The sequence below is a fragment of the Nocardia sp. NPDC055321 genome (assembly GCF_053645575.1).
Map to the genome: position 1 here is coordinate 379,634 of NZ_JBSHMS010000005.1, position 25,535 is coordinate 405,168.

Sequence of the window (25,535 nt, forward strand, 5' to 3'; positions counted from 1 at the left end):
GCCGGTTCGGCGGGCGGGCGGGCGTGGATCAGATCGATAGGGGCAAGGGTGTGGCGGGCCGGGTGTAGTGGGGATGGACCGGGTCGGGTGCGGCGGGGGCGAACAGGTCCAGTTCCTTCGACGGCCGGTGTGCGCCGGCGATCCCGCCGGGCAGGCAGCTCGCGCTGCCGCCGGCGACGATCAACAGGGCCATCGCGGGCAGGGCCACGGTCCGGGGCGGTCTCATCGGTCGGTGGCGACGGGGTCGGCGGCCATGGCGGCGACCAGGCTGGTCGGGCGCATGTCGGTCCAGTGCTCCTCGACGTAGGCCAGGCAGGCGGCGCGGGTGCCCTCGTGCACCGATTGCCAGCCGTCGGGGACGGGGGCGAAATCGGGCCACAGCGAGTGCTGGCCCTCGAGATTGACCAGGACGGCGAAACGACCGTCCTCGTTGTCGAATGGATTGGTCTCGCTCATGCGCTGTCCCTTCCGGTGCTGGTGGTGGACCGGCGCCCGGTGGCGCCGGTGGTGGAAACCTCTGTGCGGTCCGCGGATTCGGTCAGATGCCGGCGCAGGATCGGGCCGATTTGATCGAGGGCGCGCGGGGAGCCCATGTCCACGTGCGAGCAGGGCATGAAGTGCTCGTGGATCTGTCCGCCCACGATGTCCCGCCACGGTCCGCTCCCGGGCACCGGCGGCGCCGGGCGGTCGGGGGCGGGCGTGTCCTGGACGGTGGCGGTGAAGTACACCAGGTCACCGTCGTAGCCGCGGGGTTCGTAGCGGTAGGCCATGCTGGTTCCGGCCAAGTAGCCCCGGTAGAGCCGCTCGACCTGGGTCGCGTCGAGCGCGCCGAACGGGCCCTGCTGCTCGTGCAGCAGCTCGGCCGCCCGGGCCGCGGTGACGTGTTCGGCGGCCAGGCTCGAATCACCGAGCAGGGCGGCGAGCAGCTCGCCCGCGCTGGGGTCGGCGACCTCCGGTTCACCGGCCAGAATCCGGCTGTCCAGCAATGCCAGCACCGCCACCCGCTCGCCCTCCGCCCGCAGTTGCGCGGCCATCTCGTACGCGATGAGCCCGCCCAGCGACCAGCCCAGCAGGTGGTACGGCCCCTCGGCCTGCACGGTTCGCAGTTCGCGCACGTAGCGGCCGGCGAGCTGTTCGATGGTGTCCAGCCCGGTCTCGTCCTCGGTCAGATGCGGCAATTGCACACCGTAGAGCGGACGTTCGGGCTCGAGGTGCGGCAGCAGGCCGGTGTAACTCCAGGCGACGCCGCTGGCCGAGTGCACGCAGAACAGCGGGGCCAGCGTGCCCTGCGGCCGAATCGGCAGCAGCGGCGCCAGCGCGGACTCGATGGCGGCGCCGGGGCCCGGATCGGCGATCCGGGCCGCGATGCCCGCCGGGGTCGGGTCCAGGAACAGCGCCTGCATGGGCAGGTCCGCTCCGGTCCGCTCCCGGATCTCGGTCACCAATCGCGTTGCCAGCAGCGAGTTTCCGCCCAACTCGAAGAAGTTGTCGTCCACGCCCACCGCGGCCGGTCCCAGCACCGCGGCGAAGGCCGCGCACACCAGTTCCTCGGTCGGGGTGCCCGGCGCCCGGTAGGGGGCGCCGGCCAGCAGCTCGGGTTCGGGCAGCGCGGCCCGATCGAGTTTGCCCGCCGGGGTGAGCGGCAACGCCTCCAGCAGCGTGATCGCCTGCGGCACCATGTATCCCGGCACCCGCGCCGCGACGTGCCGGCGCAGGTCGGCCACGATCGGCGCCGGGTCGGCGCACACGTAGGCCGCCAGAATCGTTGCGCCGGACGCGGTGTCGTAGCCGATGGTGGTCGCGGCGCGTACTCCCGGGAACGAGACGAGGGCGGCGTCGATCTCACCGAACTCGATGCGGAACCCGCGAATCTTGACCTGATGGTCACCGCGCCCGAGGTATTCGAGCTCGAGCCCGGCCGGTCGCGGCAGCCAGCGCACCAGGTCGCCGGTCCGGTACATGCGCGTACCCGGACGCCCGAAGGGGTTGGCGACGAAGCGTTCCGCGGTCAGCGCGGCCCGGCGGTGGTAGCCGCGGGCGAGCGCCGGCCCGGCCAGGTACAGCTCGCCGGGCACCCCGATCGGCACCGGCCGCAGCCGGGTGTCGAGCACGGCGAGCCCGAACCCGCGCAGCGGCCCGCCGATGGTGATCGGCGCATCGGGCCGCAGCGGCGCGCTGATCGTCGCCGCCACGGTGGCCTCGGAGGGTCCGTACGCGTTGAGCATGGTGCGCTGCGGGGCGCTCAGGGTCCAGCGATCCACCAGTTCGGGTCCGGTGCGATCACCGCCCACCATGATCATCTCGAGCTCCTCCAGCCCGGCCGGGTCGACCGTCGCCAGCGCCGCCGGGGTGACGAAGGCGTGCGTGATCCGCTCGGCGTGCAGCAGTTCGCGCAGTTCCGCGCCGCCGACCACGCTCGCGTCGGCCAGCACCAGGGTCGCCGCCGCCCCGAGCGCGAGCAGCACCTCGAGAATCGCGGCGTCGAAACTGGGCGAGGCGAAGTGCAGTACCCGCGAGCCCGCGGTGACCCCGCCGCGCTCGGTGAGCTCCGCGGCGAAATCGGAGATGCCCGCGTGCGTGACGCTGACGCCCTTGGGCAGACCGGTGGAACCCGAGGTGTAGATCAGGTACGCCGGATTGGCCAGGTGCGGCGCGCGATGCAGATCGCTCGCCGCGAGCGCCGCACTCGAGTACAGCCGGGTCTCGGCGGCGAAGGCCGGGTCGTCCAGTGCCAGCCACTGCGGTCCGTCGGGCAGCTCGGCCCGGCAGCGGGTGACGGTCACCCCGATGGCCACCTGCGAATCGGTGAGCATGTGCTCCTTGCGCAGCGCCGGGTAGGCCGGGTCCACCGGGACGAAGGCGGCGCCGGTCTTGAGCACCGCGAGCATGGCCCGCACCGCCTCGACCGAGCGCGGAATGCTCAGCGCCACCACGGTTTCCGGTCCGACCCCGCGGGCCAGCAGCGTCCGCGCCAGCCGGTTGGTGGAGCGGTCCAGCTGCTCGTAACTCATCTGGATCTCGCGATCGCGCACCGCGACGGTGCGCGGCGCGGCGGCGACCGCGGCGGCGAACACCTCGGGGAAGGTGATCGCGCCCCGCGACTCGGCGCCGAATACCGGTACCAGCGTGCGGGTTTCGCGCGGGTCGAGCAGCTCGAGATCGCCGACCGCGATGGAGGTGTCCGCGACCGCGGCCGACAGCACCCGGACGAACCGGCCGCACAGCAGTTCCGCGCTCTCGGCGTCGAACAGATCCCGCGCGTAGGTCACGCACAGCTCGATCCCGTCCGGGGCCCCGTGCGGGGTGTGGGTCTCGGTCAGCGTGAACTGCAGATCGAACTTGGCGACCTCGAAGCCCGGATCCTCCGCGGTGGCCTCGACGGCGCCGAGCCGGGGCAGCCCCGGCACCGCGTTGTGCACCGACAGCATGACCTGGAACAGCGGGTGATGCGCGGCCGAGCGAGCCGGATCGAGCGCCTCGACGAGCCGCTCGAACGGGATGTCGGCGTGCGCGAAGGCATCCAGATCGGTTTCGCGCACGGTGTCGAGCAATTCGGCGAACGATCCGGAACTCGACACCGGGGTGCGCAGCACCAGGGTGCCGACGAACATGCCGACCAGCGCGTCCAGGCGCGGATCGACGCGTCCGCCGATGGGCGTGCCGACCACCACGTCGCCGGTGCTGCCCAAACGTGCGAGCAGTACCGCGAGCACCGCGTGCAGCACCATGAACACGCTGACGCCGTGCCAGCGCGCCAGTTCGTTGAGCTCGTCGTGCAGATCGGCGTCGATCCGCGCGAACACCGAGGCTCCGCGCTGGGTCGGCACCGCGGGGCGCGGCCGATCCATGGGCAGGGTCAGGCAGTCGGGCAACTCGGCCAGCTTCTCGGTCCAGTAGGCGAGCTGGCGCGCGGCCGAGCTGTCCGGGTCCGCGTCGCTGCCGAGCACCTCGTGCTGCCACAGGCTGAAATCGGCGTACTGCACCGGCAGCGGCTGCCAGGCCGGGGCCCGGTGCTCGGACCGCGCGGCGTAGGCCGTGGCCAGGTCGACCGCCAACGGCGCGGCCGAGGCGCCGTCCGCGGCGATGTGGTGCATGACCAGCAGCAGCACGTGCTCGTCCGCGGCCACCCGCAGGATCGCCGCACGGACCGGAATCTGCTGTGTCACATCGAAACCCGCGGTGAGGAAGGTGCGGGCGAACTGCGCCGCGGCGGTCTCGGTGAGCTCGGTGAGCGGCACCGCGAGCGCGGGGTCGGCCACCGGCAGCACCACCTGGTGCGGGCCCGCCCCGTCGGCGGGGAACACGCTGTGCAGGACCTCGTGCCGGGCCACCACGTCCGCGACGGCCCGGCTCAGCGCGTCCGCGTCCAGCGGGCCGCGCAGGCGCAGCACCAGCGGGATGTTGTACGCGCCGGAGGCGGGGTCGAACCGGTTCAGCAGCCACAGGCGCTGCTGCGCCGGGGACAGCGGAATCCGCGCCGGGCGGGCCCCGGCCACCAGTGCGGGCCGATCACCGCCGCCGGCGGCCAGCGCGCGCTCGAGCACCGCGCCCAGCTGCTCCGGGGTCGGCTGTTCGAACACCGCGCGCACCTCCAGCCGGCAGCCCGAGGCCGCGGCGATGCGGGCGACCAATTGCGTTGCCGAGAGCGAGTTCCCGCCGAGTTCGAAGAAGTTGTGATCCGCGCACACCGTCTCGCGGCCCACGACCTCGGCCATGGCGGCGGCCACCACCTTCTCCCCCGCCGTGCGCGGGGCTCGACCGGTGTCGGACACGGTGAACGTGGGCTCGGGCAGGGCCCGGCGATCCAGCTTGCCGTTGGGCGAGAGCGGAATCGACTCCAGCATCAGGAAGGCCGAGGGCACCATGTGCGCGGGCAGGCGCTGGGCGGTGACCTCGTGCAGCACCCGCGCCTCGACCGGCACGCCCTCGAGCGCGACGACGTAGCACACGATGTGCGCGCGGCCACCGTGATCCTTGCGAACCTCGGTGTGCGCGAACCGGATTCCGTCGCAGGCCGCGACGACCGCCGAGATCTCGCCCAGTTCGATGCGGAAGCCGCGCACCTTGACCTGGTGGTCGGCGCGCCCGGCGAAGATGAGCTCGCCGTCGGCGTTCCAGCGCACCAGATCACCGGTGCGATAGAGCCTTTCCCCGGACTCGCCGAACGGGTTGGCCACGAACCGCTCGGCGGTCAGCGCCGGGCGGTGCTGGTAGCCGCGCGCCAATCCGACGCCGCCGACGTAGAGCTCGCCGACCGAGCCGGGCGGCACCGGCCGCATACGAGCGTCGAGCACCACCGTGCTGACCCCGCGCATCGGGCGGCCCAGCACGATGGGCCGATCCGGGTGCATGGGCTCGGAGAAGGTGGTGGCGATGGTCGCCTCCGACGGGCCGTAGCCGTTGACCATGTCCCGGCCGCGGGCCCACTGCTGCACCAGTTCCTGGTCGAACGCCTCGCCGCCGACGATGAGCGTGCGCAGGCTCGGCAGCGACCAGCGGTCGGCGTCCATGCTCGCCAGCGCGGCCGGGGTGATGACCACGTGCGTCACCCCGGCGGCGTCGATGAGCTCGGCCAGATCGTCGCCGCCGTAGACGTCGATCGGGACGATGATCATCGTCGCGCCGCCGCACCAGGCCAGCAGCAGTTCCAGCACCGCCACGTCGAAGCTCGGCGAGGCCAGGTGCATCGTGTGCGCGGACCGGTCGACGTCGAACCGAACCCGCTGTACCTCCGCGCAATTGAGCAGTCCGCGGTGGGTGACCGCGACGCCCTTGGGCAATCCGGTGGACCCGGAGGTGTAGATCAGGTACGCCAGGTCGTCCAGGCGCGGGATGCGGATCCGCTCGGCGTCGGTGACCGGGGCGTCGGAGAACTCCGGCAGCTCGGCCGCCCCGCCCACGAGCATCCACTCGATCCCGAGGTCCTCGGGGAGCGCGGCCCGATCGCCGGGCACCGTGAGACCGAACCGCACCGCCGAATCGGTGAGCATGTGCCGGATCCGATCGAGCGGATGGCGAATGTCCACCGGCAGGAACGCCGCGCCGGTCTTGGCGATGGCGAGCGATCCCGCCACCGATTCCACCGAGCGCGCCAGGCCCAGCGCGACCACGTCGCCCGGGCCGACGCCGCGCCCGATCAGCTTGCGCGCCAAGCGGTTCGTCCAGGCATCCAGCTCGTCGTAGGTCAGCGTCCGCTCCCCCGCGACGAGCGCCGGGTGCCCGGGGGTCACCGCGCGCTCGAACAACTCGATCAGGGTGATCGAACTCGCCGCCCGCGCGCCGCGCGCCGGCGCGAGCACCGAACGCTCCCAGGCCGAGAGCACGTCGGCGTCGCCGACCGCGGCCGCCGGATCGGCCAGCAGGCCCGCCAGCAACCGCACGTAGCGCCGACTCATCCGATCCGCCGTGGCGGCGTCGAACAGGTCGGTGGCGTAGGACAGCGTCATCTCGATGCCGTCCGGTTCGCCGGTCGCGGTGTGCGTCTCGGAGAACGTGAACTGCAGATCGCACTTGACCAGGCCCGGATCGACCGGGAACCCGGCCACGGTGAGCTCGGGCAGGCGCACGGTCGGCACACCCATGTTGGTGAGCGACAGGCTCACCTGGAACAGCGGGTGATGCGCGGTCGAGCGGACCGGGTTGAGCACCTCGACGAGGCGCTCGAACGGCAGGTCGGCGTTGGCCATGGCGTCGAGGTCGGCCTCGCGCACCGAGGCGAGCACCTCGTCGAAGCTCGCGCCGCCGTCGATCCTGGTGCGCAACACCAGGGTTCCGACGAACATGCCGATGAGCTCGTCGAGCGCGGCGTCGCCGCGCCCGGCCACCGCGGTGCCGACGGCGATGTCGCCGGTGCCGCTGGTACGGGCGATCAGCACCGCCAGTACCGCGTGCAGCACCATGAACACGCTGGCGTCGTGGCCGCGCGCGGCCTCGACGAGACGGGTGTGCAGATCGGCCTCGATCCGGGCCGAGGTCGACCCGCCGCGGTGCGAGGCCACCACCGGGCGCGGGCGATCCGCCGGCAGTTCCAGGCATTCGGGCAGGTCGGCCAGGCGCTCGGTCCAGTAGGCCAGTTGCCGCGCGGTCAGGCTCTCGGGATCGTCCTCGGCGCCCAGCAGTTCGCGCTGCCAGACACTGAAATCGGCGTACTGCACCGGCAATTCGCGCCACTGCGGCGTAGCGCCGGAGCTGCGCGCGCCGTATGCGGCGACCAGATCCCCGGCCAGCGGGGTGAGCGACCAGCCGTCCGCGGCGATGTGGTGGATCACCACGACCAGCACGTGCTCGTCCTCGCCGACGCGCAGCAGCGCCGCGCGGATCGGAATCTCCACGGCCAGATCGAATCCCGCCGCCGCGACATCGAAGGCGTCGGTGAGCACGGACTGCGGGCTCGACGCGATGCGGGCGAACGGCAGTTCGGCCGCGGCCGCGCTCAGCACCACCTGGTGCGGGCCGTGCGCGTCCTCCGGGAAGAGCGTGCGCAGCACCTCGTGCCGGGCGACCACGTCCGCGACGGCCTGGGCCAGCACCGTCGCGTCCAGCGTCCCGTTCAGGCGCAGCCCGAGCGGGATGTTGTAGGCGGCCGAGCCCGGGTCGAAGCGGTTCAGGAACCACAGGCGCTGCTGTGCCAGCGACAGCGGCACCCGGTCCGGGCGGGGCGCGGCGACCAGCGCCGGGCGGCCCGCAGCCGCTCCGGCCGAATCATCGAGCAGCAGCGCCAGTTCGGCGGGCGTGGGATGTTCGAAGATGGCGCGCACCGCCAGCGGCACCCCGCTCGCGGCCGTCAGGCGCGCCACCAGCTGGGTGGCCGAGAGCGAGTTGCCGCCGAGTTCGAAGAACCCGTGATCGGCGTAGACGCGGTCGTGCCCGAGCACCTCGGCCATGACCCCGGCCACCAGCCGCTCGGTGGGCGTGTTCGGCTCCCGGCCCTCGGCCGCGGCCTCCCAGACCGGTTCGGGCAGGGCCCGCCGGTCGAGTTTTCCGTTGGGTGAGAGCGGGATCGAGGCCAGCGGGACGAACACCGCCGGCACCATGTGCACCGGCAGCCGCTCGGCGACGCCGGCGCGCAGGGCGGCCACGTCCAGTGGATCGTCCTCGGACACGACGTAGCACACGATCGCCTGCCGCCCGGCGGCGTCCTTGCGGACCTCGGTGTGCGCGAAGCGAATCCGCGGACCGTCCGAGACCACCGCGGTGATCTCGCCCAGTTCGACGCGGAATCCGCGCAGCTTGACCTGATCGTCGCTGCGGCCGACGAAGGCCAGCACGCCCGACCGGGTCCAGCGCACGACGTCGCCGGTGCGGTACATGCGCTCGCCCGGGTTCGCCGCGAAGGGATTGCTCACGAAGCGATGCGCGGTCAGGCCGGGGCGCTGATGGTAACCCCGGGCCAGGCCGTCGCCGCCGATGTAGAGGTCGCCGGAGACCCCCGGCGGCACCGGGCGCAAGCGCTCGTCGAGCACCACGACGGTCGTGCCGCGGATCGGGCCGCCCAGCACCACCGGATCGTGCGCGCCGATCGGATCGGAGATGACGCTCATGATGGTCGTCTCGGTGGGGCCGTAGCCGATGAACATCGAGCGGTCATCGGCCCAGCGCGCCACCAGTTCCGGGCCCACGGCCTCGCCGCCCGCGCACAGGCTGCGCAGGGCCGGCAGCGGCCAGCGCCGGACATCGATGCTGGCCAGCGCGGCCGGGGTGATGAACGCGTGGGTGACCCGCTCGCGGTCCAGGAACTCGGCGAGTTCGTCACCGCCGAAGATCTCGGGCGAGGTCAGCACCATGGTCGCGCCCGCGCCCCAGGCCAGCAGCATTTCCAGGATCGCGGCGTCGAAGCTCGGCGAGGCGAAATGCAGGGTGCGGCTGTCGGAGTCGATCCGGAATCGCTCCCGCTGTTCGGCCGAGAACCCGGCCAGCCCGCGATGGGTGACCGCGACGCCCTTGGGTTTGCCGGTCGAGCCCGAGGTGTAGACCAGGTACGCGACGTTGTCCAGGGCCAGCGACCGGATCCGCTCGGAATCGGAGATGGGCGCGGCGGACGCGCCCGCTTCCAGATCGGCCAGGGTGAGCCAGGTCAGTTCCGTGGACAGATCCGCGAGATTGGCCGCGGTGGTGATGCCCAGGCGCGCACCGGAATCGGTGAGCATGTGGGCGATGCGGTCGGCCGGGTAGCGCAGATCGACCGGGGCCAGGGTGGCGCCGGACTTGGTGACCGCGACCGCGGCCAGCACCGATTCCAGCGACCGCGGCAGTCCCACCGCGATGGTGTCGCCGGGGCCGACGCCCCGCGCGATCAGCGCGCGCGCCACCCGGTTGGACCGCTCGTCGAGTTCGCCGTAACTCATCGAGCCCGAATCCGATACCACGGCAAGGGCTTCGCGGGAGGCGGTGGCGGCGGTGAAGATCTCGGGCAGGGTGGCGGGCACGGGCCCGCCGACGCCGCGCGCGGGCGCCGAGGCGGCGCGCTCGGCGACCGAGAGCAGGTCGAAGTCGCCGACCGGGATGTGCGGGCGGCCGCTGACCCCGGCGAGCAGCTGGACGAACCGCGCGCAGAGTTCCGCGGCGGTGTCCGCGTCGAAGATGTCGGTGGCGTACGTCAGGCGGATGTCGAGGCCGTCCGGATCGCCCGCCGCGGTGTGCGATTGGGTGAAGGTGAACTGCAGATCGAACTTGGCGATCTCGAGGGCGATGTCCTCGACCCGGATCACCACGTCGTCCAGGTGCGGCAGTTCGGGCATCGCGTCGTGCACCGACAGCATGACCTGGAACAGCGGGTGGTGTGCGGTCGACCGCGCCGGGTCCACCGCCTCCACCAGGCGTTCGAACGGGATCTCCGCGTGCGCGAAGGCGTCGAGGTCGTGCTCGCGCACCGCGGCGAGCAGTTCGGTGAACCGGGTGGCGCGATCGACCTCGGTCCGCAGCACCAGGGTGCCCGCGAACATGCCGATCAGCGGATGCAGCCGGGCGTCGGCGCGCCCGGAGATCGGGGTGCCGACCGTGACGTCGCCCGTTCCGGCGAGCCGGGCCAGCAGCACCGCGAGCACGCTGTGCAGCACCATGAACAGACTCGCGTTGTTGTCGCGGGCCAGGCGGGTGAGCGCAGCGTGCGAGGAGCCCTCGAGCCGGGCGGTGACCGACTCGCCGCGCTGGGTCCGCGCGGCCGGGCGCGGGCGATCCGCGGGCAGTTCCAGGACGTCCGGCAGTCCGGCGAGCCGCTCCTTCCAATAGCCGAGCTGGCGCGCGGCCCGGCTCTCAGGATCGGTCTCGTCGCCGAGCACCGCCTGCTGCCACAGACTGAAATCGGCGTACTGCACCGGCAATTCGGCCCAGTCGGGGGTCTGACCGCGCCGCCGGGCGGCGTACGCGGTGGCCAGGTCCCCGGCCAGCGGCGCGGTCGATCCGCCGTCGGCGGCGATGTGGTGCACGACCACCAGGAGCACGTGGTCGTCGGCGGCGACCCGCAGCAGTTCCGCGCGCAGCGGCAGCTCGGTCGCCAGATCGAAGCCCCGCGCGGCCGCGTCGTTCAGGTGCTCGGCGATGGCGTCCGCGGCGAGCTCGGACACCGGCAGGGTGAAGCGCGCGGTGCGCACCGGGGCCCGGTGCGCAACGCTGTTGTCCGCCTCCGGGTTTCGGCCGATCGGGCTGTCCGACCGATCGAGCGGCAGCACCTGCTGGTGCGGCCCCTCGGCGTCCTGGGGGAACAGCGTGCGCAGCGCCTCGTGCCGCTGCACGACGTCCAGCAGCGCCGCGCGCAGCGCCTGCTCGTCCAGCGGGCCGCGCAGGCGCAGCGCCACCGGAATGTTGTAGGCCCCCGAGTCGGTGTCGAACCGGTTCAGGAACCACAGTCGCTGCTGTGCCGGGGAGAGCGGAATCCGGCCGGGCCGGTGCCCGCGGGTCAGCTCGGGCACATCGCAATCGCGGGCGAGCAGTTCGTCGACCACCCGCGCCAGCTGCTCCGGGGTGGGATGTTCGAAGACCGCCCGCACGCCCAGCTGACGCCCGGTCGCGGCGGCGAGCTGTGCGACCAGCCGGGTCGCCGAGAGCGAGGTGCCGCCGAGTTCGAAGAAGTCGTGATCGGCGCAGACCCGATCGCGCCCGACGACCTCGGCCATGGCCTCGGCCACCAGAACCTCACTGGGCGTGGCGGGTTCGCGGCCCTGTGCCAGTTCCCAGACCGGAGCGGGCAGCGCACGGCGATCGAGCTTGCCGCTGGGCGAGAGCGGAATCGTGTCCAGCAGCACGACCGCGGTCGGCACCATGTAGCCGGGCAGGCGGGCGGCGGCGTGCGTGCGCACGGCACCCGCGTCGAGCGTGCCGTCGCCGGCGATGTAGCTGACGATGCGCGGGGTGCCGGCGTCGTCGTGCCGGATCTCGGTGTGCGCGAAGCGGATTCCCGCCAGCTCGGCCACGGCCGCGCTGATCTCGCCGAGTTCGACGCGGAATCCGCGGATCTTGACCTGGTCGTCGCCGCGCCCGACGAACACCAGCGAGCCGCTCGCGGTCCAGCGCACGACGTCGCCGGTGCGGTACATGCGCTCGCCCGGTGTCGCCGCGTAGGGGTTGGCCACGAACCGCGCCGCGGTCAGGCCGTTGCGCTCGACGTACCCGCGCGCCAGACCGGCGCCCGCGACGTAGAGCTCACCCGCGACGCCGACCGGTACCGGGCGCAGGCGGGCGTCGAGCACCGCCAGCGCCGCACCGCGAATGGCGCGGCCGAGCAGCACCGGCTGATCCGGGACGAGCGCGTCCGAGATGACCGGGGCCACGGTGGCTTCGGAGGGCCCGTAGGCGTTGAACATCGCGCGGCCGGCGGCCCAGCGGGCCACCAGATCCGCGCCGACCGCCTCGCCGCCCACGACGAGGCAGCCCAGGGCGGGCAGCGGCCGGCGCGCGATGTCGATGTCGGCCAGCGCGGCCGGGGTGATGAACGCGTGCGTGACCGCTTCGGTCTCGAGCAGCTCGGCCAGCTCGTCGCCGCCGAAGTTGTCGGCCGAGGCGACCACCATGGTCGCGCCCGCGCCCCAGGCCAGCAGCAGTTCCAGCACCGAGGCGTCGAAACTGGGCGAGGCGAAATGCAGTGTGCGACTGGTGGATAGCACGCCGTAGCGCTCGCGCTGTTCGGCCGCGAAGGCCGCCAGTCCGCGATGCGGCACCGCGACGCCCTTGGGCACGCCGGTGGAACCGGAGGTGTAGATGACGTACGCGATGTCGTCGACCGACAGCGGGCGCGTCCGGTCGGCGTCGCTCACCGGGGTGCTCAGCTCACCCGAGTCCTCCACCGGCAGCCAGCGCAGGTCGAGGTCGGCGGGCAGGCGGGTGCTGTCCGTGGCGGTGGTCAGGCCCAGCGCCGCACCGGAATCGGTGAGCATGTGCCGGATGCGATCGGCGGGGTGGCGCACGTCCACCGGCAGGTAGGCCGCGCCGGTCTTGGCCACGGCCACCGTGGCGACGACCGATTCCATCGAGCGGCCCATGCCCAGCGCCACCACGTCACCGGGGCCGACGCCCTCGGCGATGAGGGTGCGGGCCAACCGGTTCGACCAGTCGTCGAGCGCGCCGTAGGTCAGGTCGCCGGTCGGGGTGCGCAGCGCGGTACGCGCCGGGTCGGCGGCGGCGGTCGCGAAAAGCTCCGGCAGGGTGCGGAATTCGCGCGCCGCGGGTCCCCGGACCGGGGCCAGGGCGCGCACCTGCTCGGGATCGAGCAGTTCCAGATCACCCACCGCCGCACCGGGTTCGGCGACGGCGGAGGCCAGCAGGCGCACGAACCGGCCGGTCAGCTCCGCGGCGGTGGTCTCGTCGAACAGGTCCGTCGCGTAGGTCAGGCACAGTTCGAGACCGGCGGCGCCCGGGTCGCCCGGGGACGGCGGCACGGCGGTGAAGGCGAACTGCAGATCGAACTTCGCGACGGTGGGGTCGACCCGATGGACGGACAGGTCGAGCCCGGGCAGGCGCACGGCGGGCGCCGGGAAGTTGTCGACCGACAGACTCACCTGGAACAGCGGGTGATGCGCGGTGGAGCGCACCGGGTTCAGCTCTTCCACCAGTCGTTCGAACGGCAGATCGGCGTGCGCGAAGGCCGCCAGATCGCTCTCGCGCACGTTCGCCAGCAGGTCGGTGAACGCGGCGTTGCCGTCGACCTCGGTGCGCAGCACCAACGTGCCGACGAAAGCGCCGATGAGCGCTTCCAATTCGGGTTCCGAGCGCCCGGCGATGGCGGTGCCGACGGCGATGTCGGACGTCCCGGCCAGCCGGGCCAGCAGCACCGCGAGCACGGTGTGCAGCACCATGAACTCGCTGACGTCGTGCCGGCGCGCGAGGGCGGCGACCCGGGTGTGCAGATCGGCTTCGACCCGGGCGCGCACCGATCCGCCGCCGTGGGTGGCGACGACCGGCCGCGGGCGATCCGCGGGCAGCTCGAGGCAGTCCGGCAGCGCGGCCAGGCGCGCCCGCCAGTACTTGAGCTCCTGTGCGGCAACGCTTTCCGGGTCGTCCTCACTGCCGACCAGGTCCTCGTGCCAGACCGCGAAGTCCGCGTACTGCACCGGCAGCGGGGCCCACTGCGGGGCCCGGCCCGCGTGCCGCGCGATGTAGGCGGTGCTGATGTCGGCCGCCAGCGGGGCCAGCGACCAGCCGTCCATGGCGATGTGGTGCACGATGAGCGCGAGCGCGTACTCCTCGTTGCCGGTGCGCACCAGATCCATGCGGATCGGCAGTTCGGTGGTCAGGTCGAAGCCCTGTTCGGCCGCGGCCGCGACGTGCGAATCGACCTCGAGGGCCGAGGCCCGCAGCACGGTCAGGCTCAGCGGCACCTCCTCCACCGGAACGACGACCTGATGCGGGCCCTGCGCGTCCTGCGGGTACAGGGTGCGCAGAATCTCGTGCCGGGCAAGGACATCGGTGAGCGCGGCGCGCAGCGCCGGCTCGTCCAGGTCGCCGCGCAACCACAGCGCCACCGGGATGTTGTACGCGCCGGAATCGGTGTCGAGCTGGTTCAGGAACCACAGCCGCCGCTGTGCCGAGGACAGCGGCACCCGGGCCGGGCGGCCGTTCGCGGTCAGCCGGGGCCGGTTCGAAATCGGTTCGCCCGCCGCCTGATCCAGCAGCCGGGCCAGCGCCTCGGGGGTCGGATGCTCGAAGACCGCCTTGACCGCGAGCCGATGCCCGCAGGCGGCCGCGAGCCGGGAGACCAGCTGGGTCGCGGACAGCGAGTTGCCGCCCAGTTCGAAGAAGCTGTGATCGGCGGCCACCCGCTCGCGATCGAGCATGCGCGCCATCTCCGCGGCCACCAGGGCCTCGTTCGGCGTGGCCGGCTCGCGGCCCGCGACGCCCAGGTCCCAGACCGGTTCCGGCAGCGCCTTGCGATCGAGTTTGCCGCCGGGCGACAACGGAATCGCGGTCAGCGCCACGATCGCCGAGGGCACCATGTGCGCGGGCAGCCGGGCGCCGAGCGCGGTGCGCAGGGCGCGCACGTCCGGCGCGGTATCGCCCTCGGGCAGCACGTAGGTCACCACGTGCGCGCGCCCGCCCGCGTCGGTGCGAACCTCGGTGTGCGCGAAGCCGACACCCGCCTCGCCCGCTACCGCGGCGGTGATCTCCCCGAGTTCGATGCGGAATCCGCGCACCTTGACCTGGTCGTCACCGCGACCCAGGAACACCAGTTCGCCCTCGGCCGTCCAGCGCACCAGATCGCCCGTGCGGTACATGCGATCGCCCGCGGCGCCGTACGGGTCGGCGATGAAGCGCGACGCGGTCAGGCTCGGGCGCGCGAGATAGCCGCGTGCCACGCTCGCGCCGCCGATGTAGAGCTCACCGGCGACGCCGACCGGTACCGGACGCAGGCGGCGATCCAGCACCGCGAGCCCGGCGCCACGAATCGGCCCGCCCAGCACCACCTGCCGGTCCGGGGACAGCGCGTGCGAGATCGCGACCGCGACCGTGGCCTCGGAGGGCCCGTAGGCGTTGAACAGCTCACGGTCCCCCGCCCAGCGCTCGAGCAGTTCGGCGCCGACGGCGTCGCCGCCGACGACGAGCCCGCGCAGTGCGGGCAGGGTCCGCCCGCCCGCCCCGAGCCCGGCCACCGCGACCGGGGTGAGGAAGGCGTGGGTGACCGCTTCGCGTTCGAGCAGCTCGGCCAGTTCCTCACCGCCGTAGATCTGCGGCGGGGCGATCACCATGGTCGCGCCCGCACCCCAGGTCAGCAGCAGTTCCAGGATCGAGGCGTCGAAGCTCGGCGAGGCGAAATGCAGTGTGCGCGAATCGGAACCGACCCCGAACCGGTCCGCCATGGTCCGGGTGAAGTTCGCGATGCCCGCGTGCGTGACGGCCACGCCCTTGGGGACGCCGGTCGAGCCGGAGGTGTAGATGAGGTAGGCCAGGTGCGACATCCGCAGCGGCCGGACCCGATCCGCGTCGGTGATCGGCGCGCTGGACACCTCCGACAGCGCGCTCACGATCGCCCGGTCGTCCAGGGCCAGCCAGGTGACGCTCGTGGCCGGCAACTCGTCGCGATGCTCCTGCGTCGTGAGACCCACGCGCGCACCGGAATCGGTGAGCATGTGCTCCTGGCGCGGGCGCGGGTAGGCGGGGTCGACCGGCAGGAAGGCCGCGCCGGTCTTGGTGACCGCCACGGTGACGCACACCGATTCGATCGATCGCGCGATCGCCAGCGCCACGATCGATTCCGGTCCGACGCCGCGGTCGATGAGCAGCCGGGCGAGCCGGTTCGACCGGCGATCGAGTTCGGCGTAGGTCAGCTCGTGGGTGCCGAAGCGCACCGCGATGGCATGCGGATCGACGGCGGCCGCGGCGGTGAAGATCTCCGGCAGCGTGCCGGCCGGCGCGGCCTGCGGGCCGCACACCGGTGTCAGCGCGGCGATCTCGGCGCCCGACAGCAGCGGCAGCTCGCCGACCGGGGTGTCCGGGGCGGCCGCGGCCGCGGTCAGGACCCGGGTGAAGCGCTCGACCAGGCGCCGCGCGGAGGCGTCCTCGAACAGGTCGGTGGCGTAGGTCAGTTCGAGATCCAGGCCCGCGGGAACGCCGGGCGCCGAATGCCTTTCGACGAGGGTGAACTCCAGATCCCAGCGCGCCACCCCGGCGGAGATCGCGGTGGCGACGGTGTCCAGGCCCGGCAGCGGCACCGTCTCGGGCACCGCGCCGTGCACCGACAGCATGACCTGGAACAGCGGGTGGTGTGCCGACGAGCGCACCGGCTCGAGCACCTCCACCAGGCGTTCGAACGGCAGCTCGGCGTGCGCGAAGGCATCGAGATCGCCCTCGCGCACCGTGTCCAGCAGCGCAGCGAAACTCCGGTTCCCGTCGACCTCGGTGCGCAGCACCAGGGTGCCGACGAACATGCCGACGAGTCGATCCAGGCGCGCGTCGACCCGGCCGGCGATCGGGGTGCCCACCGCCACGTCGGAGGTGGCGGCCAGGCGTGCGAGCAGGGTCGCCAGCGCCGCGTGCAGCACCATGAACACGCTGACCCCGCTGCGCTGGGCGAGCGTGTGCAGCGCCGCGTGCAGGTCCGCGTCCAGGTGTGCGCGCACGGTCGCGCCGCGCTGGGAGGCCACCGGCGGGCGCGGGCGATCGACCGGGAGTTCCAGGCATTCGGGCAGTCCGGCAAGCCGCTCGCGCCAGTAGCTCAGCTGACGGGCCGCCGGACTGGCGGGGTCGTCCTCGCTGCCGAGCGATTCCCGTTGCCACACACTGTAATCGGCGTACTGCACCGGCAGTGGCGTCCAGTCCGGCGCGGCGCCGTCGCGGCGGGCCGCGTAGGCGGCGGCCAGATCCCCGGCCAGCGGCGTCAGCGACCAGCCGTCCGCGGCGATGTGGTGCACGACCACCACGAGCAGGTGGTCCTCGGGCGTGATCTGCACCAGGGCCGCGCGCATCGGCGGCTGCGCGGTGAGATCGAAACCGGCACGGGCGAAGTCGCGGGCGTCGTCCTCGGCGGAGTTCGTGCCCGCGGCGGCGTCCACGTGCGCGACCAGCTGCGCGAGCGGGATCGCGGCCCGCTCGACCGGCAGCACCACCTGGTGCGGACCGTCGGCGTCCTCGGGGAACAGCGTGCGCAGCACCTCGTGCCGGGCGACCACGTCCGCGAGCGCGAGCCGCAGCGTCTCGGCCTCGAGCGGGCCGCGCATGCGCAGCCCGACCGCGACGTTGTAGGCGCCGGAGTCGGTGTCGAAGCGGTTCAGGAACCACAGCCGCTGCTGGGCCGGGGACAGCGGCACGCGTGCGGAGCGCGGCGCCGCGCCGAGCACGGGCCGGTCGCCCGCGCCCGCCGCGCCCGCGAGCGCGGCCGCCAGCGCGCCGACGGTCGGCGCCTCGAACAGGGCGCGCACCTCCACGCGCACGCCCAGGGCCGCGTCCAGCCGGGCGGCGACCTTGGTGGCGAGCAGCGAATTGCCGCCCGCGGCGAAGAAGTCGTCGTCCAGGCCGATCCGGTCCACGCCGAGCACCTCGGCGAAGATCTCGGCGACCGTGTGCTCGGCGGGCGTGCCGGGCGCGCGGTAGCGCGCGACCGCGAACACCGGCTCGGGCAGGGCGCGGCGATCGACCTTTCCGGTGGCGGTCATCGGCAGCGCGGGCAGCACCATGATCGCGGCCGGGACCATGTACGCCGGGACCGCGGCCACGAGCGCGGCGCGCACCGTGTCCGCGGTGACGGTGCGTCCGGACGCGGGTGCGAGATACGCCACCAGCTGATCGCCCCGTGCGCCGTCGGCGCGGGCGACCACGACCGCGGACTCGACGCCGTCCTGCGCCAGCAGTGCGGCCTCGATATCGCCGAGTTCGATGCGAAATCCGCGCACCTTGACCTGAAAGTCGGTGCGCCCGTGGTACTCCAGCGCGCCGTCGGCGTTCCACGCGGCGAGATCGCCGGTGCGGTACATGCGTTCGCCCGGTGCCGGGGCGTAGGGATCGGGAAGGAACCGTTCGGCGGTCAGGACGCCCCGGCCGATGTAGCCGTGCGCCAACTGGATTCCCGCGAGGTACAGCTCACCCACCACCCCCGGCGGCACCGGCCGCAGGCGCGCGTCCAGGACGTACACGCGGGTGTTCCATTCGGGCTTCCCGATGGGCACCGCACCGGTGTCGGCGTCCCCGACCCGGTGCGCGGTGACCGACACCGCGGCCTCGGTGGGGCCGTAGAGATTCCACAGCTGGATGTGCGGGTTGGCGTCGCGGAAGCGCTGGGCGACCGCGGCGGGCAGCGCCTCGCCGATGGCGAGCACCAGGCGCACGGTGGCGGGCAGTTCCGCGCGCGGGCCCGACATCAGCGCGGTGAGCATGGACGGCACCAGGTGCAGCACCGAGACGCGGCGCTCGGCGATCAGGGCGCCGAGGTAGGCCGGATCGCGATGCCCGTCCGCGGCGGCGATGACGGTGCGCCCGCCGACCAGCATGCCGGAGTAGAACTCCCACACCGACAGATCGAACGTCGCGGCGGTCTTGAGCAGCACGGTGTCGTCACCGTCGAGACCGAAAGCGTCCTGCTTCCACAGCAATTGGTTCACCACCGCGCGATGCGGCAGCGCCACGCCCTTGGGGCGGCCGGTGGAACCGGAGGTAAAGATGATGTAGGCGGTGTGGTCCGGGCGCAACGGCGTGCGCCGCTCGCCGTCCAGCACCGGGTACGGCGGCACCGCGGACAGGTCCAGGGTGTCGATCGCGAGCACCGGCACGCCGGCCGGTGGCAGGCCCGCGGCGTCCGCGGCGGTGCTGAGCACGCAGCGCGGCGCGGCGGTCGCCAGGATGTGTTCCAGGCGCTCGGCGGGTTGATCCGGATCGATCGGCACGTAGACGCCGCCGCTGACCGCCACGGCGTACATGCCGATCATGAGTTCGGCCGATCGGCGCATGGCCAGCGCCACCGGGGTCTCGGGTCCGACGCCGAGCGAGATCAGATGCCGGGCAAGGCGATTGACGCGCTCGGAGAATTCCCGGTAGGTCAGGCTCCGCGACCCGGCCGGGGTGTCGGCGACCAGCGCCACCGCGGACGGGGTGCGGGCGGCCTGGGCGGCGAACAGCGAGGCCAGGGTCTGGCGGGTGTCCAGGGCGTGCCCGGTGCTGTTCCAGTCGTGCAGGATTCGCCGGCGCTCGCCGGGCTCGAGCAGGTCCAGATCGCCCAGGGCCGCCCGCGGGCGCGCGACGGCGTCGGCGAGCAGGCGGGTGAATCGACCGGCGAACCCGGCGACCGTGCTCTCGTCGAAAAGGTCGGTGGCGTAGACGACATGGCCGTCGATGCCGGCGGGCGCTCCGGACTCGTCGTACCGATCGGTGAGCACGAGCTGCAGATCGAACTGTGCGACACCGGTTTCGATCGGGCTGCCGGTGACCTCGAGCCCGGGCAGCTCGACCCCGATCCGGCCGAGGTTCTGGAAGGACAGCCCGACCTGCACCAGCGGGTGACGGGCGGTGGAGCGCACCGGGTTCAGCGCCTCGACCAGCCGCTCGAAGGGCAGGCGCGTGTGCGCGAAGGCCGCCAGATCCAGCGGTCGCTGCCGGATCAGCAGATCGGTGAAGGACTCACCGAGCTCGGGCCGGGAGCGGAACACCACGGTGTTGACGAACATGCCGATGAGCGCGTCGAGGTCGGCTTCGCCGCGCCCGGCCACCGGGGTGCCGACGGCGACGTCGGAGCCCCCCGAGAGGCGGGCCAGCAGCACCGAGAACGCCGCGTGCACCGCCATGAACAGGGTGGCGTCGTGCGCGCGGGCCAGGCCGAGCAGATTCGCGTGCACCGCCGCCGGAATCGCCAGTTCCAGCTTCGCGCCCCGGAAGGACTGCACGGCCGGGCGCGGGCGATCGTAGGGCAGCGACAACTCGTCCGGCAGGTCGGCCAATTCCGCGCGCCAGTACGCCAATTCGGCGGCCGCGACGCTGGCCGGGTCCTCGATGTCGCCGAGGGTGGCGCTCTGCCAGAGGCTGTAGTCGGCGTACTGCACCGGCAGCGGCGGTGCGTCCGGCGCCCGGCCCTCGCGGCGGGCGGCGTAGGCCGCGCCGAGGTCGCCCAGCAGCGGAGCCAGCGACCAGCCGTCGGCGGCGATGTGGTGAATCACCATGGCCAGCACGTGCTCTCGCGGGCCGGTGCGCAGCAGGCGCACCCGCAGCGGGGTCTCGCTCACCAGGTCGAAGCCCTGGGCGCCGATCGCACGCAGGCGCTCGCCGAGGTCGGCGGCGGAGACCTCGAGCACGGGCAGGTCGATGCTCGCGGCGGGCCGGATCACCTGGTGCGGCCCGTGCGGGCCGTCGGGGAACACCGTGCGCAGCGGTTCGTGCCTGGCCACCAGATCGGACAGGGCCGAGCGCAGCGCCTCGCTGTCCAGCTCACCACGCATACGCAGCGCGAACGGGATGTTGTAGGTGTACGCCGCGGGGTCGAAGCGGTTGATGAACCACAGGCGCTGCTGGGCCGGGGACAGCGGGACGCGCGCCGGGCGCGGTCCGGCGGTCAGCGCCACCGCGCCGGATTCGGGCAGCAGGGTGGCCACGCGCGCGGCCAGCCCGGACACCGTGCTCTCCTCGAGCACCAGCCGGACCGGCACCGAGACGCCGAGTTCGGCGCCGAGGCGCGCGGCGACCCGGGTCGCGCTCAGCGAGTTGCCGCCCAGGGCGAAGAAACCGTCGTCGAGGCCGACGCGCTCGACCTCGAGCACCTCGGCCAGCACGGCGGCCACCGCCTGTTCGCTCGCGGTGACCGGCGGGCGGTAGGCCACGGTGGTCGCCACCGGCTCGGGCAGCGCGCGCCGATCGAGTTTGCCGTTGGCGGTCAGCGGGATCGCCTCCAGCGCGACCCACGCCGCGGGCACCATGTAGTCCGGCAGGCGCAGGGCGACGCCCGCGCGCAGCACCGCGGTGTCGATCGGACCCGGGGTCGCGGGCACCACGTAGGCGACGATGCTCGATTCGCCCGCGTCGTCGGTGCGCACGACGATCGCGGCCTGCCCGACCGCCTCCTGAGCCAGGACGGCGGCCTCGATCTCCCCGAGCTCGATGCGGAAGCCGCGCACCTTGACCTGGTCATCGGCGCGGCCCAGGTATTCGAACTCCCCGTTCGGGGTCCAGCGCCCGAGATCGCCCGAGCGGTAGAGCCGGGTGCCGGGCGCGCCGAACGGATTCGCCACGAACCGCGCCGCGGTCAGCGGGCGCTGTCCGAGGTAGCCGCGGGCGAGCTGCTCACCCGAGACGTAGATCTCCCCCGCCACCCCGAGCGGCGCGGGACGCAACCGGCGGTCGAGCACATAGGTGCCGAGTCCCGGTATGGCACGGCCGATTCCGCCGCCGCCGGTCGCCGCCGCCGCACGGTCCAGGGCGCGGTGGGTGACGTGCACGGTGGTCTCGGTGATGCCGTACATGTTGATCAGCCGGGGCGCGTCGTCGCGGTGCCGGCGGAACCATTCGGTCAGTCTCCGGGGCTCGAGCGCCTCGCCGCCGAATATGATGCAGCGCAACGCCAATGGCTGCTCGTCGACCGCGGTCCGGGCCGCCAGGCGATCGGCCTCGACCAGCTGCGCGAAGGCCGACGGGGTCTGGTTCAGCACGGTCACGCGTTCGCGGCGCAGCAGCGCCAGCAGGTCCGCGGGCGAGCGCGAGGTCTCGTAGTCGACGACGACGAGCGTGCCGCCGTACAGCAGTGGGCCCCACAGCTCCCACACCGAGAAGTCGAACGCGTAGGAGTGGAACAGCGTCCACACGTCCCGGTTGTCGAAACCGAAGTCGCCGTGGGTGTTCCGGAACAGCGTCGCGACGTTGGCGTGCGGGATCTGCACGCCCTTGGGGCGTCCGGTGGAGCCGGAGGTGTAGATGACGTAGGCGATGTTGGCCGGGGTGAGCGGAGCGCGGCGGTCGGCGTCGGTCAGCGGGGCGTCGTCGGCGCCCGGTTCGGCGAATTCCGCGTGCAGCACCGGCAATTCGGCGGGCAGGGTGATCGGCAGCGTCGCGTCGGAGATCGCGCAGACCGGGCGGGCGTCGGCGAGCATGTAGGCGATGCGATCGGCCGGGTAGTCCGGATCGATCGGCAGGTAGCCCGCGCCGGACTTGATGACCGCCAGCAGCGCGACCACCAGTTCGGCCGAGCGCGGCAGCGCCACCGCCACCAGCGTTTCGGGTCCGGCGCCGTAGCGCACCAGGGCGCGGGCGAGCCGGTTCGCGCGCGCGTCGAGTTCGTGGTAGGTCAGGGTGACCCCGGCGCACGACAGCGCGGTGGCTGTGCCGTGCGCGGCGACCGCGGCGTCGAACAGGTCGGTCAGGGTCGCCGCCGGCGCGGGGGCGGGCGCGGGCGGCACGGCCCATTCGCGCAGTACCAGTTCGCGTTCGCGCGCACCGAGCACCGGCAGCGCATCGAGGTCGGATTCGGGTGCGCTGGTGAGGAACTCGGTCAGGAACGCCAGGAAGCGCCGGTGGTGCGCGGCCAGTTCGTCGGCGGTGTAGCGCGCGGGGTTGCCCATGAAGTCCACGTGCAGGCCGCTGTCGCCGGACCCGTTGTAGATGTTGATCGACAGGTCCTCCACCGGTCCGGTGGACAGCAGGTGCATGGTGGCTTCGGCGTCGCCGAAGCGAAGGCCGTTGTGGAACAGCATGATATTGACGACCGGGCCGAAGAAGCCGCGGTGCTCGCCGCCGGCGCCGAGGTCGCGCTGCATGTCCTCGTGGCGGTAGCGCTGATGACGCAGCGCGTCGCGAATGCTCGGGTCCACCGTGCCGACCAGATCGGCGACGGAGGTGCCCGGCGCGATGTCGAACGACAGCGGAACCACATTGGAGACGTACCCCGCGGACATGCGTAGCTCGGGCGTGGTGCGGGCGGTGACGGGCAGGCTCAGCGAGACCCGCGAGCGTCCGCTGACCGCGGCCAGGTAGGCGGCGACGCCGGCGGTCAGCAGCGCCGGGCGCGAGGCGGCGAAGCGTTCGCGCACCGCGTCCAGGGCGTCCGTGCACGCGGGCGCTAGCACCCCGCCCTCGACCCAGCGCTCGGCTTCGGCGACGCCGTAGCGGTCGCTCAGGCTGAAGATCGAGTCGAGGTGGCCGAGCTTGCCGCGCCAGAAGCGCTGGTCCTCGGTGAAGGCCGCCGATTCGCGGTAGTCGCGCTCGGACTCGTAGATGGAGTGGACGTCGTGCGCGGTCGACGGGCTCGGGGCCGTGCCGTCGGTGAGGGCGTTGTAGTGCTCGGCGATCCGGGCCACCAGCAGCATGGCGCCGTAGCCGTCGATGGCGATGTGGTGCATCTTGGCGAACCACAGGTATTCGCGATCGCCGATCCGCAGCACCGCGGTGCTGAACAGGCGATCACCCAGCAGTGGAATCGGGACCGCGGCGTCCTGCCGCATCCAGACCATGGCCGCGGCGCGGGGGTCGTCGCACGAGCGGAAGTCGTGACGCGCGATCTCGACCGGTTCGTCCGGTCCGACCAGCTGGCGAGGATTTCCCTCGACCTCCACGATCCGAAGCCAGGGGCTCTGCAAATCCGTAGCACATCGACGCAACGCCGTCTCGAGACGCGCGGCATCGAAGTCGCCGCGGATCTCCACGTACTGCGCCACGGTCAACGGGACGTCCGGCGCGATGTGCTGCGCGTTCCAGATACCGATCTGCGCTGCTGACAGCGGGAACGAAAACATGATTTCCGATGCGTCACGACCTGCCGGATCCAGGGCCAAGGCGGTCATCTCACCACTCCAATCACCGATAGGAATCTGGACATATCCCGGGAAGAAGAACAACCGCTGTGAACACGGCGAGCGCTGCACCCTCTGGCAGCTATTTTTCTGCAACGCTCGATGATGGAGTTCGTTCAGACCGAGCGCCCGGATTGGTTCCTTTCGAAAAGAATTGATAATCCGCACAATTCGGGCATCAAGGATGAATCCTCGGTCCCCACAGCACGAATCGGCCGGACGCGTCGTGCCTGCGTCCGGCCGGTAGTGAGAATCCTTTTATTTCAAGCGCTCAGCGCACGGTGAACACCCTGCTGTGCCATCCGGTCGATCCGCTGGGGAACGGCGGGGTGCGTTGTTCGGACTGGGTTTCGCCGGCGCGATCGATGGCACGCACCCGGATTGTGTGGGTGCCCGGGGTTGCCGTCCACTGCCACGTCCACTGCCGCCAGGTGTCGATGGAGTACTCCGCCGCCGGTGTCGCGGCCTGCCACGGCCCGTCGTCCACCTGCACCTCGACCGCGTCGATCCCCCGGCGCTGCGCCCAGGCGACGCCCGCGACCGTGACCGGGCCGGCCGCGACGGTGGCGAACGCGGCCGGCACGTCGATCCGGGAGGCGGTCTTGATCGGCGCGCGATCGGCCCAGCCGCGATCGGTCCAGTACGCGGTGGCCCGATCGAACCGGGTCACCTCGAGATCCACAACCCATTTGGTGGCCGAGACGTACCCGTACAGACCGGGGACTATGAGGCGTGCGGGATAGCCGTGCGCCAACGGCAGTGGCGCACCGTTCATACCGACCGCGAGCAGCGCGTCGCGCCCGTCCAGCAGCGCGGCCAGCGGCGTGCTCGCGGTGAAGCCGTCGATGCTGCGCGACAGCACCATGTCCGCGTCGGGACGCACGCCCGCGGCGCCGATCAGTTGCGCCAGTGGATAACCCAGCCACCGCGCGGTTCCGGCGAGCGTGCCGCCGACTTCGTTGGAGACACAGGTGAGGGTGAGCACCCGTTCCACCGGGGTGAACTGCCGCAGTCGATCGAAATCGAATTCGACCGTGCGATCGGTCATTCCGTGGATGCGCAGCCGCCAGTCCGAGCTGGTCAGCGCCGGAATCTGCAGGGCGGTATCGACGCGGTAGAACTCGTCGTTGGGCGTGATGAAGCTCGTCAGCCCCGGCACCGCGGGCCGGGCGTCGGGCGGGACCTGCGGCTCGGGCGCCCCCGTGCGCGGCAGCAGGAACCGCGCGCGATCCGCGACCACGTCACGCAACCGCGCGCCCAGCACCCGTCCGGCGGCGGCAGCGCCGACCGCGAGCGTGCCGATCGCGGCCGCCGACACCAGGAATCGGCGTCTGGACAGCGCCGCGGGCGCGGGAGCGAGCGGGGAAGGCGTGCCCGCCACCAGGATTCGCAGCGCCAGGATTCCGGCGGCGATCCCGGCCACCGTCGGCAGCGCGAACCACACGGTGGCGGTGGGTCGCTGCAGCGCCGCCACCATCGTCACCGCGCCCAGTACGAGCAGCGCGATACTGCCGTAGGGGCGGCGGCGCTCCACCAGGCCCGCCAGCGCCGCGCCCACCACCATCACCGCCGCCATCGACACGAACAGCGCGAGTTTGTCGTTGCTGCCGAAGCGGCGGATGGCCGCGTCCTTCAGCTCGTGCGGGGTGTGATCGACCATGGTCGCCCCCAGCACGTAGAAGGGCGAGGACGCCGGATCGACGAACGCGGCCACCAGGTGCCCCACCCCGAGTACGGTGGCCGCCGCGAGCAGGCCCGCCACCGCCCCGCGTATCCGGCCGTGCGACCGCCCCCGTGAATCCTGCTGTGGCTCTTCGGCTGTGCGGGGTGGCGCGGACATGATGACTGCTCTCGGTC

General features: G+C 72.6%; 4 protein-coding genes. All 4 read right to left on the reverse strand.

All coding sequences use genetic code 11. The annotated features are described in order from the left end of the window. Positions 1–28: 28 nt before the first annotated feature. Positions 29–226: a hypothetical protein gene (locus ACWIGI_RS10935; protein ID WP_454202169.1), complete on the reverse strand. Its 198-nt coding sequence runs from the start codon at positions 224–226 to the stop codon at positions 29–31. Continuing rightward, entirely contained in the window at positions 223–456 is a 234-nt protein-coding gene (locus ACWIGI_RS10940; RefSeq protein ID WP_454202170.1) for an MbtH family protein, read from the reverse strand. Before ACWIGI_RS10940 ends, ACWIGI_RS10935 begins: the two co-directional genes overlap by 4 nt. Beyond that, a complete protein-coding gene (locus ACWIGI_RS10945) occupies positions 453–23,669 on the reverse strand; it encodes a non-ribosomal peptide synthase/polyketide synthase (RefSeq protein ID WP_454202171.1) in 23,217 nt (7,738 codons plus the stop codon). Before ACWIGI_RS10945 ends, ACWIGI_RS10940 begins: the two co-directional genes overlap by 4 nt. Before the next feature lie 280 nt (positions 23,670–23,949). Next, complete coding sequence (locus tag ACWIGI_RS10950; protein WP_454202172.1) at positions 23,950–25,518, reverse strand: molybdopterin-dependent oxidoreductase; 1,569 nt, start codon at positions 25,516–25,518, stop codon at positions 23,950–23,952. Positions 25,519–25,535: the final 17 nt, after the last annotated feature.